Source organism: Pantoea sp. X-Soil-YNGN-785 (assembly GCF_059730585.1).
Window position 1 is genome coordinate 3,015,882 of record NZ_AP035942.1, and the last position, 13,275, is coordinate 3,029,156.

A 13,275-nucleotide genomic window follows, 5' to 3' on the forward strand; every position below is an offset into this window, starting at 1 on the left:
GAGCGTAAATCGCAGGCAGAGTAACCTATGACAACAGCTTTTTCATCATTAAATCCTTTAGGTTTAATAAGTTTGCTATAAAAAACCACGGCTGAAACGGCCTGTTTTTAACTTACTGATTATAGGTGACTTTAGATAATTGTCAGATTAACGCGCGCATCTGATGTTTAAAATACTTCACAGAAATCCCTGTTAGGCTTATGCTCAGGCCTGGTCTTGTTTAGTAAATTAAACATTATGATGAATGCGAACCCGGATTATCAGTGTGATGTGTTGATTGTGGGCAGCGGTGCGGCTGGACTGTCGCTGGCGTTACGGCTGGCAAAACAGTATCAGGTGACCGTCCTCAGTAAAGCGCAGGTCAATGAAGGGTCAACCCTTTATGCGCAGGGCGGTATTGCTGCGGTATTTGATGAGACGGACAGCATCGAGTCACATATCGAAGATACCCTGATTGCCGGCGCGGGATTATGCGACCGTGAGGCCGTGTCGTTTATTGCCAGTAATGCCCGGCATTGTGTGCAGTGGCTGATCGACAACGGCGTTGCGTTTGATCTCGATCCGCAGGCGGCGGGTGACATGCGCTATCACCTGACGCGCGAAGGCGGCCACAGTCATCGCCGCATTCTGCACAGTGCTGACGCCACCGGCCATGCGGTAGAAACCACGCTGGTGAGCCAGGCATTAAGCCACCCTAACATCCGGATTCTGGAGCGCACCAACGCGGTCGATCTGATTCTTTCAGATAAAATCGGCCTGCCTGGCGCTCGGCGAGTGGTGGGTGCGTGGATCTGGAATCGCAATCGCGAGCAGGTCGAAACCTGTCGGGCGCGGGCCGTCGTCGTTGCAACGGGCGGGGCCGCCAAAGTCTATCAATATACTACTAACCCTGACATCGCCTCTGGTGATGGCATCGCGATGGCGTGGCGCGCGGGTTGCCGGGTAGCCAATCTGGAATTTAACCAGTTTCATCCGACCTGCCTGTTTCATCCGCAGGCGCAGAATTTCCTGTTAACCGAAGCGTTACGCGGAGAAGGCGCCTGGCTGTTACGTCCCGATGGCAGTCGTTTTATGCCCGACTTCGATGAACGCGCCGAACTGGCCCCGCGCGATATTGTTGCCCGCGCTATCGACCACGAGATGAAACGGCTGGGCGTTGACTGTATGTATCTGGATATCAGCCACCAGCCTGAAGAATTTGTGCGCGCACATTTCCCGATGATCTATGAGAAGTTGCTGACTTTTGGCTTTGACCTGACCAAAGAGCCGATTCCGATTGTGCCTGCCGCGCACTACACCTGCGGTGGCGTCGTCGTCGATCAGCACGGTCAGACCGACGTCAGTGGCCTGTATGCCATTGGTGAAGTGAGTTATACCGGCCTGCATGGCGCTAACCGCATGGCCTCCAATTCGCTGCTGGAGTGTCTGGTGTATGGCTGGTCCGCGTCAGAGGAGCTGATGCGTACCCTGCCCGGCATTGAAGCCGTCACTGCCCTTCCTGCATGGGATGAGAGTCAGGTTGATGACGCCGATGAACGCGTAGTGATCCAGCATAACTGGCACGAGTTACGGTTATTCATGTGGGATTACATGGGAATCGTCCGCACCACCCGGCGGCTGGAACGGGCGTTACGCCGCATCAATCTGCTTCAGCAGGAGATCGATGAGTATTATCACCACTTCCGCCTCTCCAATAATCTGCTGGAGCTGCGGAATCTGGTGCAGGTCGCTGACCTGATGGTGCGCTGCGCGCTGGAGCGAAAAGAGAGTCGCGGCCTGCACTATATCCGTGACTATCCGGACTTACTGCCAGAAGCGCTGCCGACTATTCTGACCCCACCGGGTTACATGAAGAGGTAAAAGTCCTGCGTCAGGCTACACCACTCATCGGAATAGCGGGTGTCTGGTGCGCGGATTGCGAGACGCTCCAGCAGCGTTTCCCCAGCCTGCGGCGACAGACCCAGTACGACGCGGTGTGGCGGACGATGGGCATATTCCGCCACGTCCAGCCGGAAACGAAGATGCCAGCCATCGGCCTGCGCCAGGGTGATAAACGTCTGCCCAATATCGAGGGGCAGCACCACGCAGAACATCCCCTCTTCTTCAATTAATAAGGCTGCACTGCGTAACAGCGTCTGATGATCGAGCGAGGCTGTCGCGCGTGCATTGTCCCGTGCCACGGTAGAACAGGCTACGCCCGGCGTAAAATAAGGGGGATTGCTGACAATCAGCGAGTAACGTTTATCGCACTGCTCAGCCCAGCTGGCGATATCCTGCTGATGAACCTGAATACGTTCAGGCCACGGCGACTGCTGCACATTCTCCTGCGCCTGCTGTGCGGCTTCAGGTTCTAACTCCACCGCATCGATTTGGACCTGTGACGGCGTGCGCTGCGCCAGCATCAGTGCGATTAACCCGCTGCCACTGCCAATATCCAGAATGCGTCTGACTCCGGCGACCGGCGCCCAGGCACCAAGCAGAATGGCATCGGTGCCCACTTTCATCGCACAGCGATCGTGGGCAACAAAAAATTGTTTAAAGGTAAATCCGTTCTTGTTTAACTGAGGCCGTTCACGCGGCTTATCCTGCATCATTCGTCACTACCATCGTTTTTTCCTGCCGCACGGCAGCGCATGAGTGTAACGTGACGACAGTGGGAATTCACGCAGCAGACAACCCCAGGCGCAGCGGAAACGGATTAACAGATGAAGATTCAGTCTGATCTGTCTATAATCAGCGCCCCAAACTGAGGTAGACCATGACAGTAACCACATTTTCCGAACTCGAACTCGACGAAAGCCTGCTACAAGCGTTGCAGGAAAAAGGCTTTACGCGCCCAACAGTGATCCAGGCCGCTGCAATTCCGCCCGCGCTGGAGGGCCGTGACGTTCTGGGTTCGGCACCTACAGGAACCGGGAAAACCGCCGCGTATCTGTTACCGGCGCTGCAGCACCTGCTTGATTTTCCGCGCAAGAAATCCGGACCACCACGCATCCTGATTGTGACCCCGACCCGTGAACTGGCGATGCAGGTTGCCGATCATGCGCGTGAGCTGGCGAAACATACGCATCTGGACATCGCCACGATCACCGGCGGCGTGGCTTACATGAACCATGCCGAAGTCTTCAGCGAAAACCAGGATATCGTGGTCGCGACTACCGGACGTCTGCTGCAGTACATCAAAGAAGAGAACTTTGACTGCCGCGCCGTAGAAACGCTGGTGCTGGATGAAGCGGACCGCATGCTTGATATGGGCTTTGCTCAGGATATCGAAACCATCGCGGCTGAAACGCGCTGGCGCAAGCAAACCATGCTGTTTTCCGCCACGCTGGAAGGCGACAATATCCGTGACTTCGCCGAACGTCTGCTGAACGAACCGGTTGAACTGGAAGCGGATCCGAGCCGTCGCGAGCGCAAAAAGATCCAGCAGTGGTACTACCGCGCTGATGATCTGCAGCATAAAACCAAATTACTGATTCATCTGCTGAAGCAGCCGGATGTAACGCGCAGCATTGTGTTCGTACGTAAGCGTGAACGTCTGCATGAACTGGTGAGCTGGCTGCACGAAGCGGGGATTCGTAGCAGCTATCTTGAAGGTGAAATGGTGCAGGCCAAGCGTAACGAAGCGATTAAGCGTCTGAGTGAAGGACGCGTTAACGTGCTGGTAGCAACGGATATCGCCGCCCGTGGTATTGATGTTGAAGATGTCAGCCACGTCTTCAACTATGACATGCCGCGTACCGCCGATACCTATCTGCACCGCATCGGTCGTACCGGTCGTGCGGGCCGCAAAGGCATCGCCATTTCACTGGTTGAAGCGCACGACTTCGTTCTGCTGGGCAAAATCACACGCTACGTGAACGAGCCGATCAAAGCGCGTGTGATTGATGAGCTGCGTCCTGAGACGCGTGCGCCTGGTGCTAAAACCACGGGTAAACCGTCGAAAAAGGTGCTGGCAAAGCGTGCCGAGAAGAAAGCGAGCGAAACAGAAAAGCCGCGCGTGAAAAAACGCCATCGTGATGCCAAAAACGTCGGCAAACGCCGCAAGGCAAGCGGTACGACGCCAGCTAACGAGAATGCGGAATAAAACATCACACGCATAAAAAAATCGCCTCACAGGAGGCGATTTTTTTTATCTGATAATCAGTTACGGCCTTTTCAGAATGTTTTTTCTGCCAGTTCCCTTTCTTCACAAAACTGGCATCCGCATGCCGGGTAATTAACTGCTTATCTCTTTCATAATATTAATAAAAATTGCTGTGTGCGCTTTGCGCTAATTTTCAGCACCCGATAATTCAGGCGGCTTACAAACTTTCGGTAAAGGTACGGGTGATCACGTCGCGTTGTTGCTCTGGCGTCAGTGAGTTAAAACGCACGGCATAGCCTGAAACACGAATGGTCAGCTGCGGATAGTTTTCAGGATGTTTTACCGCATCTTCCAGTGTTTCGCGACGCAGAACGTTGACGTTCAGATGCTGTCCGCCTTCAACGCGTACCTGAGGTTTGATTTCTACCGGCACTTCACGGTAAGCGAATTCGCCCAGTTCGCTGATGGCGACAACCTGATCTTCTTCATAGCCCGCTTTTGCACACAGGCAACGCGCTTCAGCTTTCTCTTCATCCAGCAGCCAGAAGGAGTTCAGAAGTTGTGAATTGTTAGTTTGAGTGATCTGGATACCAGTGATCATGATTGCGTCTCCCGGATAATACGTGAATAAATCAAATTTGAGGCCCCGGTATACCATCGTTCATTCGACACAGCCTTGACCTGTATCAATATTAATCAGCGATTCAGCGCGCTTTTTAGCTAACCCATTGATCTCCAAATGCCTGCCAGCTAAAAATAATTTGTATTTTTCAAATTATTTTTGCCTTCAGGTCAGCGGCAGGAACGGCTAAGCTTACTCCACTAACGTTAAGGGAGTTAAACATGGCTGAAAAGCTGACCTGGCACGACGTGCTGGCTGAAGAGAAAGAGAAACCCTATTTTATTGAGACGCTGAAGCAGGTCTCCGATGAACGCGCCGCGGGTGTAACCGTCTATCCGCCGCAGAAAGATGTGTTCAATGCGTTTCGCCTGACGGAACTCGGTGACGTCAACGTCGTGATTCTGGGGCAGGATCCCTATCACGGGCCGAATCAGGCGCACGGACTCGCCTTCTCGGTGCTGCCGGGCGTTCAGGTACCGCCCTCACTGCAGAATATCTATAAAGAGCTGATGCAGGATATTCCCGGCTTCCAAAAACCCGATCACGGCTTTCTTGAGAGCTGGGCAAAACAGGGGGTGATGTTGCTGAACACGGTGTTAACGGTTGAGGCGGGTAAAGCCCATTCCCATGCTCGTTTTGGCTGGGAGACCTTTACGGACAACGTGATTGCGGCGATTAACCAGCACTGTGAAGGGGTGATTTTCCTGCTGTGGGGCTCACATGCGCAGAAGAAAGGCAGCATTATCGATCGCAAGCGCCATCATGTGCTGCAGGCGCCGCACCCCTCGCCGCTCTCCGCGCACCGTGGATTTTTCGGCAGCAAACACTTCTCAACGACCAATGAACTGCTGAGCGCTGCCGGTAAAAAGCCGGTGGACTGGACGCCGGTCTTACCTGAATAGCGCCCAAACGCACACGGCCGCGTCAGTGCGCGGCCGTGTAACAGGATTCAGGTTGAATCAGCTTTTAGCTTTAGAAACCGCAACCATCGCCGGGCGCAGCAGGCGACCATTCAGCGTATAGCCACGCTGCATCACCAGCATGACATGGTTAGGTTCAAATTCTTCAGACTCCATCATCGACATCGCCTGATGGACTTCAGGGTTGAATGGCACGCCGGTTTCGCCGACCACTTCAACACCGAACTTACGCACGGCACCGAGCAGGCCCTTCAGCGTCAGTTCAATCCCTTCGATCATGGATGCCAGCTGTGGGTCCTCTTTATTGGCCACTTCCAGCGCACGTTCCAGGCTGTCGATGACCGGGAGCAGTTCGTTGGCAAACTTCTCCAGCGCAAACTTGTGCGCCTTCTCAACGTCCATCTCGGCACGACGACGAATGTTCTCAACCTCAGCCTGCGCACGCAGTTGGGCATCGCGTACACCGGTCTGCGACTGCGCTAATTCAGCTTCGAGCTGAGCAATACGCTCATCACGCGGATCCACCTCTGCTGCTGTCTCCGCTTCCTGAGGTTGCTGCTGATCCTGCTGAATTTCGTCTGAGACTTGCTCGTTTGGGGTGTTCTGTTCTTTACTACTCATGAATTTCTCCGCGTTTTGCACATTCATTTCGCTGGTTGGCTTATTATGGGGATTGGTATGACGGATTCAAGGGAACCTATCACATTGCCTTGCCGTTTTGGCTTATAAGGAACACCGACCAGATGAACAAACACTTTAACTGCATTGGTATCGTGGGTCATCCGCGCCATCCCACCGCGTTAACCACGCATGAGATGCTCTGGCGCTGGCTGACAGCCAAAGGTTATCAAGTGATCGTTGAGAAGCAGATTGCGCAGGAGCTGTCGCTTCACGACGTGCAGACCGGCACGCTGGCGGAGATTGGTCAGCAGGCTGATTTAGCGGTCGTCGTGGGCGGTGACGGTAACATGCTGGGCGCCGCGCGGGTGCTGGCGCGCTATGACATTAAAGTGATTGGCATTAACCGCGGTAACCTTGGTTTTCTCACCGACCTTGACCCGGACAATGCGCAGCAACAGCTGGATGAGGTGCTGCAGGGTAACTATTTCGTCGAGAGTCGCTTTCTGCTGGAAGCGCAGGTGTGCAAATCTGACTGCTCACCGCGTATTGGCTCCGCCATCAACGAAGTGGTGCTGCATCCCGGTAAAGTCGCGCACATGATCGAATTTGAAGTTTACATCGATGAAGTGTTCGCCTTTTCCCAGCGCTCTGATGGGCTGATTATTTCGACCCCCACCGGCTCTACCGCCTATTCCCTCTCTGCGGGTGGCCCGATTCTGACGCCATCACTCGAAGCGATTGTGCTGGTGCCAATGTTCCCGCATACGCTGTCAGCGCGGCCACTGGTCATTAACAGCAGCAGTACCATTCGTCTGCGCTTTTCTTCACGCCGTAACGATCTGGAAATCAGCTGTGACAGCCAGATTGCGCTGCCAATTCAGGAAGGTGAGGATGTACTGATTCGGCGCAGTGCCGGTCATCTTGATTTAATTCATCCTAAAAACTATAGCTATTTCAATACGCTGAGTTCAAAACTGGGCTGGTCAAAAAAATTGTTCTGAAAACCGGCCTCACCTCTTTACTGGATAAAAAACCAGTTTATACTGTATGAAAAACCATATGTGTTTATTCGTACAGGTGAACCTATGCTGGCCCAACTGACCATCAGTAATTTCGCTATCGTTCGTGAGCTCGACATTGATTTCCAACGCGGCATGACGGCAATCACTGGTGAAACCGGTGCCGGTAAGTCTATCGCGATTGATGCGCTGGGATTATGTCTGGGCGGCCGTGCCGATGCTGACATGGTGCGTCAGGGTGCCAGCCGGGCCGACCTTTGCGCCCGCTTCCAGCTTAAGTCCTCCCCTTCTGCTCAGCGCTGGCTGATGGATAATCAACTCGACGACGGCAATGAGTGCCTGCTGCGCCGGGTGATCAGTGCTGATGGTCGTTCCCGTGGCTTTATCAATGGCACGGCGGTGCCACTTTCTCAGCTGCGCGATCTGGGCCAGCTGCTGATCCAGATCCACGGTCAGCATGCCCACCAGCTTCTGCTCAAACCCGATCATCAGAAGCATCTGCTGGATGCCTATGCCGGTCACGACGATCTCCTGCAGCAAATGCGCGCCAGTTATCAGACATGGCACCAGAGCTGTCGCACACTCGCGCTGCATCAGCAGCAGGCGCAGGAACGCGAATCACGCCGCGAGCTGTTGCAGTATCAGCTCAAAGAGCTGAACGAGTTTGCACCGCAGCAGGGAGAATATGAGCAGATTGACGAAGAGTACAAGCGCCTGGCCAACAGCGGACAGCTGCTGTCGACCAGCCAGCAGGCGCTGCAGCTGTTAGCAGACAGCGATGACAATAATCTCAACAGCCTGCTCTACACTGCGCGTGAGATGATTTCAGAACTGACCTCGCTGGATGAGAAACTGAACGGCGTTCATAACCTGCTGGAAGAGGCGGCGATTCAGCTGAGCGAAGCCAGCGACGAGCTGCGTCACTACTGCGACAGCCTTGATCTGGACCCCAATCGCCTGTACGAACTGGAAAAGCGTATTTCCCGCCAGATTGCGCTGGCGCGTAAGCATCACGTCACGCCAGAAGCGCTGCCTGAACTGCATCAGCAACTGCTGGCGGAAGCGGAGCTACTGTCACAGCACGAAAGCGATCAGGAAAGCCTGCAATCGCTAGTGGGTGAACATTATCAGGCGGCACTGCAAAGTGCAGAGCAGCTGCATCAGCAGCGCAGCCACTTTGCTGATGAACTGCAGCAGCTGATTACGCAGAGTATGCATCTGCTCTCAATGCCACACGGCCAGTTTAAAATCGCGCTGACCTTTAATCCGGATCAGCTGACGGCAGATGGCGCGAGCCGCGTCGATTTCCAGGTGACCACCAACCCAGGTCAGCCACTGCAGCCGTTAGGCAAAGTCGCTTCGGGCGGTGAACTGTCACGTATCGCGCTGGCGATTCAGGTGATCACTGCGAAGAAAATGGAAACGCCGGCGATGATTTTCGATGAAGTAGATGTCGGAATCAGCGGCCCGACTGCTGCCGTCGTCGGTAAACTGCTGCGTCAGCTGGGTGAATCGACCCAGGTCATGTGCGTCACCCACCTGCCGCAGGTTGCCGGTTGCGGACATCAGCACTTCTATGTCAGCAAAGAGACCGATGGTGCGATGACCGAAACCCATATGCAGCCGCTGGACAAGCGAGCGCGTCTGCAGGAACTGGCGCGACTGCTGGGCGGCAGCGAGGTGACACGCAATACCCTGGCCAACGCAAAAGAACTTTTAGCCGCATAGCAGCGCACTTTTTTAACGTACCGTGGTCATATGCTTGCTCTGTAGAGGTTTCCAACGGCGAAAAGGTTTATTATCATCGGCACTTATGTTGTCAGAGTAATAAAGCCTGCCGCAGGCAGAGTTCAGATTTTGATGGCAAGAAAGCCGCCTGTTAAAGGCGTTTGGCCCCGGAAAAGGAATGTATAGATGCGCTGTAAAACGCTGACTGCCGCGGCAGTGGTAATGTTGATGATGACCGCCGGATGTTCCACCTTAGAGCGCGTGGTCTATCGTCCTGATATCAACCAGGGTAACTATCTGGTTGCCAACGATGTGGCCAAGATCCATACCGGTATGACACAGCAGCAGGTGGCTTACACGCTCGGTACGCCGATGATGAAAGATCCGTTTGGCAGCAACGTCTGGTATTACGTTTTCCGTCAGGAGCCAGGCCATGAGAGCGTGAAGCAGCAGACGCTGACGCTGACCTTTGATGGCAACGGTGTTCTGACCAACATCGATAACAAGCAGAATCTGTCAAAGAACAACGACTGATTTCACGACAGACCGTTTTAAAGACAGCAAAAAAGGCGCATTGAGCGCCTTTTTTATGCCTGTTATTCGCTATTTCAGGCGATATAACGACTTATTTTTTACTTTCTGCCGCTCGCTCTGCGCGCTGACGACGCAACTCTTTAGGATCGGCAATCAGCGGACGATAGATCTCAATACGATCACCCTCCTGAACCACATCATCCAGCTTTACTGGTCGACTGTAGACGCCGACTTTGTTGCTGGCGAGGTCAATCTCCTGCCGCAGTTCCAGCAGGCCTGACTTCAGGATGGCCTGCTCTACCGTGCTGCCCTGCTCCACTTTCACGTAAAGCTGATACTGCTTTTCAGGCAAGGCATAGACTACCTCGACGGAGATATCAGGCACGATAAACCTCTTTGGCACGCTGAGTGAAGGCCTGCACCATGCTGTTGGCAAGCTCTTTGAAGATACGTCCAAAGGCCATCTCTACCAGCATGTTGGTGAATTCGAACTCCAGGCTTAACTCAACCTTACAGGCGTCATCGCCCAGCGAGACGAACGTCCAGCCGCCGGTCAGCTTGCGGAACGGCCCATCAACCAGTTGCATATGAATGCTCTGGTTATCCGTCAGGGTGTTGCGGGTGGTAAACGTTTTGCTGATGCCCGCTTTCGACACATCCACGGATGCCGTCATCTGATTATCAGACGCATCCAGCACGCGGCTTCCGGTACAACCCGGCAGGAATTGCGGATAGGCATCCACGTCATTTACAAGTTGGTACATCTGCCCGGCACTAAACGGGACCAGCGCCGAACGACTAATCTGAGCCATAATGGTTCCTGTTCATCACAAAACCGCTGAATAATAGCATTTTCAGCGATTAAACAAAAATGTCCCCGAGTGAGGGTGTGCTAGAATATCCCGTTTCCTGCTGCCCCGCTGGACTGGGGATGCGATAACCGACTAAGTGATGTAAAATACGCCGCACTATGACAAAGAAAAAAGCACACAAACCCGGTTCTGCCACTGTTGCCATGAACAAACGCGCCCGCCACGAGTACTTCATTGAAGAGGAGTATGAAGCGGGATTGTCGTTACAAGGATGGGAAGTTAAGTCACTTCGTGCCGGTAAAGCCAACATCAGCGACAGCTATATTCTGCTGCGCGATGGCGAAGCCTTTCTGTTCGGTTCAACCTTTCAACCCTTAGCCGTTGCCTCCAGCCACGTGGTCTGTGACCCAACGCGCAGCCGTAAGCTGCTGCTGAAGCAACGTGAACTCGACTCCCTGTATGGCCGCGTTAACCGCGAAGGTTACACCATCGTGGCACTGTCGCTTTACTGGAAGAATGCCTGGTGCAAACTGAAGATTGGTGTTGCACGCGGTAAGAAAGAGCACGACAAACGCGACGATATCAAAGACCGCGAATGGCAGTTAGACAAAGCACGTATCATGAAGAATTCAAAGCGTTAAGCACTGGATTTTCATTTGATTTGTTGCTAGTATTTGAAGTTCTGGGGCTGATTCTGGACTCGACGGGATTGTGAAGCCTTAGGAGCATGCCGAGGGGCGGTTTGCCTCGTAAAAAGCCGCAAAAAAATAGTCGCAAACGACGAAAACTACGCTTTAGCAGCTTAATAACCTGCTCTTAGCCTTCTCTCCCTAGCTTCCGCTCTTAAGACGGGGATCAAGAGAAGTCAAACCCAAAAGAGATCGCGTGGATGCCTTGCCTGGGGTTGAAGCGTTAAATCCAATCAGGATAGTCTGTTAGTGGCGTGTCTGTTCGCAGCTAACCGGCGAATGTAAAAACTGACTAAGCATGTAGTGCCGACGGTGTAGTAATTTCGGACGCGGGTTCAACTCCCGCCAGCTCCACCAATTAAAGTTGTACAGTGGGAAGACACGGGCTTGTAAGTCATCACGTTAACCACTGAGCCCGGGCAGGAACCAGCCTGAAACCGGACAAAGAGAGATACGCAAAGGAGCCCCGGCTCCGACGCGACAGAAGGCCCGCGAAAGCGGGCTTTTTTGTGGCTGTATCTTTTATTACAGGCTTCCGCTTGTGATAAAAGCATTTCCCGCCCGATATACAGCGAAGCGGGGTACCTCGCCTGCTGGCGGCTTGCAGTAAACCGATGAAGAGCGGTAAGAATCGCCAATCTTCATCATCAGTGCATGCTGCTTACCACGGCCAATCGCTGGCAGTCTGATGCCCTGTAGCCTGAAATTCATGCCCGGCAGCCGCCCCTTGTTTCCCGTATCGGCCTTACAGAGATGTTTTTTTTCACCCTCGCTATTTAAAAGAAGATGAAACTGCTGCCTCTGTCTCCGGCATTCAGCCGTCACGGTCAGGTTTGTATCCAGGATGCGATCAAAGTTTTCGCCCGCAATGTAAAAGATGACGTGCCATCCACCGGTGTCTGACCAGCTGAATTTGCCGGACGGCAAATCAATTCCTCCCGACTGCGCGTTATAGATATCCCCGGTAATGTGCTTCGCATCCAGCGTCCCGTTAATGGTGCAGGTGTCCTTAATGAGTACATTATCCAGCTCCCCCTTTAACGCACGAATCGTTCCACTGATGTCCGCTTTTTTTGCCGTAAGCTTTCCTTCAGGTGTCAGCTCAAACGCGGGCGGTGTACCGCTGCCGGTAATGCTGACCGCCTGCAGTTTTTTGATAAGGGCTTCATCAAAGAATATCCGGTCGTCCTCAATCACCAGGGCGGGAGAGTGATTACCGTTCCGGGGATTGACGAACGCCACGCGATCGGCGGCCATTAAAATCTGGCTGTGCATGCCGTCAGGCTTTTCCTCAATCCCCATGCCGAAGCCCGCCAGGCAGTACTTACCGTCTCTTAGCTGCTGCATCTTCACTGACCACAAGGAATTAAGATGTCCCTGCGTGTCAGTCCAGCTCTTACTGATTTTCTCGATTTTCGCCGCGCCCTCGCCGAGCACCGTCATTTTCTGGAGTAAATCTTTTCCCAGGTGAGTGTCGGTAATTTTGTCTTTAAAGAACTCCAGGTAGCCATCGGCATCTTCGCTGGCACGCGCAATTTTCTCAAGGTAGTCCGATTTACCTAACAGATTCACGCTTCGCACATAGAAGTAATAATCCACGCGGGGCTTCAGCCCGTCCTTTATCCAGCTGGTGCCTTCCCCGAGATACTGCGCCTGGGTTTCCACATCAGCGGAATACGTGATCTTTTTCAGTGAGAAATAAAATTCATAGCGGACGGTGGCGTCATATACGGCCTGGTGCGGTACCAGTGTTACCTGGAAATAGCCTGGCGTCACGTCAACGGACACGGGAGGCTCGGGTGCGGCAACCGTAATGCCGGTCGTAACCGGTTCACTTTTCTGTCCCCTCTCATTGATAGACCAGACGGACACCCAGTAGCGCCCGGGTTCAGGCAGCGTGAACGTACATTCAGGCTTGTACACCTTGTGACTGAACACAAGGTTACCCGAAGCGTCATCGCCGCGCGTGACCCGGATGTCAAATCGCGCGCTGCTGAGGGTGCGCAGGATTTCCCATCGGGCGTTGGCATGAATGTGGCCGGATGAGGCGCTGACGCTGACATGAAGATGCCGGCCAGCGGGCGGTAACATGCCGTGCTCGCTGGCCGGGGGTTCTGAAAAACGCCTGCCTTCGTCCACCCGCGCTTGCTTTTCCGGGCAGTGCTGAAGCGCAGTCACGGCATAGCCGCCGTTTTCGCTTTCACGAATGGCCACGCAGCGAAACAGACGCTGCCGCAGACCCG

The 13,275-nt window shown here is 53.7% G+C and carries 13 protein-coding genes and 1 other RNA gene; 8 read left to right on the forward strand and 6 right to left on the reverse strand.

Annotation, left to right across the window (positions count from 1 at the left end; genetic code table 11):
* Positions 1-240: 240 nt before the first annotated feature.
* Entirely contained in the window at positions 241-1,860 is a 1,620-nt protein-coding gene (gene nadB / locus AC6I8E_RS13940) for an L-aspartate oxidase (RefSeq protein ID WP_033784661.1), read from the forward strand.
* Here nadB and trmN read toward each other — a convergent pair.
* On the reverse strand, positions 1,845-2,594 hold the full coding sequence (trmN, locus tag AC6I8E_RS13945) for a tRNA(1)(Val) (adenine(37)-N(6))-methyltransferase TrmN (protein WP_497824111.1): 750 nt from the start codon (positions 2,592-2,594) through the stop codon (positions 1,845-1,847). The genes nadB and trmN overlap by 16 nt on opposite strands.
* Positions 2,595-2,758: 164 nt before the next feature.
* Here trmN and srmB point away from each other — a divergent pair, with 164 nt between their 5' ends.
* Positions 2,759-4,087, forward strand: coding sequence for an ATP-dependent RNA helicase SrmB (gene srmB, locus AC6I8E_RS13950; RefSeq protein WP_033783912.1), 1,329 nt, complete (start codon positions 2,759-2,761; stop codon positions 4,085-4,087).
* A 217-nt stretch (positions 4,088-4,304) separates the two neighbouring features.
* Here the strand turns inward: srmB and grcA are convergent, their stop codons facing one another.
* Positions 4,305-4,688, reverse strand: a complete 384-nt coding sequence (gene grcA, locus AC6I8E_RS13955; protein WP_013358769.1) for an autonomous glycyl radical cofactor GrcA — start codon at positions 4,686-4,688, stop codon at positions 4,305-4,307.
* A 242-nt stretch (positions 4,689-4,930) separates the two neighbouring features.
* On the opposite strand from grcA, the gene ung reads away from it, so the two are divergent.
* Positions 4,931-5,611 (forward strand): uracil-DNA glycosylase, encoded by a 681-nt coding sequence (gene ung / locus AC6I8E_RS13960; RefSeq protein ID WP_497824112.1) that lies wholly within the window; start codon positions 4,931-4,933, stop codon positions 5,609-5,611.
* 57 nt (positions 5,612-5,668) lie between these two features.
* On the opposite strand, the gene grpE is transcribed toward ung, so the two are convergent.
* On the reverse strand, positions 5,669-6,250 hold the full coding sequence (gene grpE / locus AC6I8E_RS13965; RefSeq protein WP_003848585.1) for a nucleotide exchange factor GrpE: 582 nt from the start codon (positions 6,248-6,250) through the stop codon (positions 5,669-5,671).
* A gap of 122 nt (positions 6,251-6,372) precedes the next feature.
* Here grpE and nadK point away from each other — a divergent pair, with 122 nt between their 5' ends.
* The 3 genes from nadK (at position 6,373) to bamE (ending at position 9,531) form a co-directional block, all read left to right on the forward strand.
* Entirely contained in the window at positions 6,373-7,251 is an 879-nt protein-coding gene (gene nadK, locus AC6I8E_RS13970; RefSeq protein ID WP_497824113.1) for an NAD(+) kinase, read from the forward strand.
* 84 nt (positions 7,252-7,335) lie between these two features.
* On the forward strand, positions 7,336-8,997 hold the full coding sequence (gene recN, locus AC6I8E_RS13975) for a DNA repair protein RecN (RefSeq protein ID WP_143813124.1): 1,662 nt from the start codon (positions 7,336-7,338) through the stop codon (positions 8,995-8,997).
* 186 nt (positions 8,998-9,183) lie between these two features.
* The gene (bamE, locus tag AC6I8E_RS13980) at positions 9,184-9,531 is read left to right on the forward strand and encodes an outer membrane protein assembly factor BamE (RefSeq protein ID WP_013358772.1); all 348 of its coding nucleotides are present in this window, start codon (positions 9,184-9,186) and stop codon (positions 9,529-9,531) included.
* Positions 9,532-9,622: 91 nt separating this feature from the next.
* Here the strand turns inward: bamE and AC6I8E_RS13985 are convergent, their stop codons facing one another.
* Both AC6I8E_RS13985 and AC6I8E_RS13990 read right to left on the reverse strand, forming a co-directional pair.
* Positions 9,623-9,916: an RnfH family protein gene (locus tag AC6I8E_RS13985; protein WP_033783916.1), complete on the reverse strand. Its 294-nt coding sequence runs from the start codon at positions 9,914-9,916 to the stop codon at positions 9,623-9,625.
* Positions 9,909-10,343 (reverse strand): type II toxin-antitoxin system RatA family toxin, encoded by a 435-nt coding sequence (locus AC6I8E_RS13990; protein ID WP_013358774.1) that lies wholly within the window; start codon positions 10,341-10,343, stop codon positions 9,909-9,911. Before AC6I8E_RS13990 ends, AC6I8E_RS13985 begins: the two co-directional genes overlap by 8 nt.
* A gap of 158 nt (positions 10,344-10,501) precedes the next feature.
* Between AC6I8E_RS13990 and smpB the strand changes: the two genes are divergently transcribed.
* Positions 10,502-10,984: an SsrA-binding protein SmpB gene (smpB, locus tag AC6I8E_RS13995; protein ID WP_010257694.1), complete on the forward strand. Its 483-nt coding sequence runs from the start codon at positions 10,502-10,504 to the stop codon at positions 10,982-10,984.
* 43 nt (positions 10,985-11,027) lie between these two features.
* Positions 11,028-11,389: a transfer-messenger RNA gene (gene ssrA, locus AC6I8E_RS14000) on the forward strand.
* Positions 11,390-11,557: 168 nt separating this feature from the next.
* Here ssrA and AC6I8E_RS14005 read toward each other — a convergent pair.
* Positions 11,558-13,246, reverse strand: coding sequence for a phage tail tip protein J-related protein (locus AC6I8E_RS14005; RefSeq protein ID WP_497824114.1), 1,689 nt, complete (start codon positions 13,244-13,246; stop codon positions 11,558-11,560).
* Between the last annotated feature and the right edge of the window lie 29 nt (positions 13,247-13,275).

Coding starts and splice junctions, on each gene's coding strand:
- nadB (WP_033784661.1), top strand. CDS start 241: ATGAATGCGAACCCGGATTATCAGTGTGATGTGTTGATTGTGGGCAGC.
- trmN (WP_497824111.1), bottom strand. CDS start 2,594: ATGATGCAGGATAAGCCGCGTGAACGGCCTCAGTTAAACAAGAACGGA.
- srmB (WP_033783912.1), top strand. CDS start 2,759: ATGACAGTAACCACATTTTCCGAACTCGAACTCGACGAAAGCCTGCTA.
- grcA (WP_013358769.1), bottom strand. CDS start 4,688: ATGATCACTGGTATCCAGATCACTCAAACTAACAATTCACAACTTCTG.
- ung (WP_497824112.1), top strand. CDS start 4,931: ATGGCTGAAAAGCTGACCTGGCACGACGTGCTGGCTGAAGAGAAAGAG.
- grpE (WP_003848585.1), bottom strand. CDS start 6,250: ATGAGTAGTAAAGAACAGAACACCCCAAACGAGCAAGTCTCAGACGAA.
- nadK (WP_497824113.1), top strand. CDS start 6,373: ATGAACAAACACTTTAACTGCATTGGTATCGTGGGTCATCCGCGCCAT.
- recN (WP_143813124.1), top strand. CDS start 7,336: ATGCTGGCCCAACTGACCATCAGTAATTTCGCTATCGTTCGTGAGCTC.
- bamE (WP_013358772.1), top strand. CDS start 9,184: ATGCGCTGTAAAACGCTGACTGCCGCGGCAGTGGTAATGTTGATGATG.
- AC6I8E_RS13990 (WP_013358774.1), bottom strand. CDS start 10,343: ATGGCTCAGATTAGTCGTTCGGCGCTGGTCCCGTTTAGTGCCGGGCAG.
- smpB (WP_010257694.1), top strand. CDS start 10,502: ATGACAAAGAAAAAAGCACACAAACCCGGTTCTGCCACTGTTGCCATG.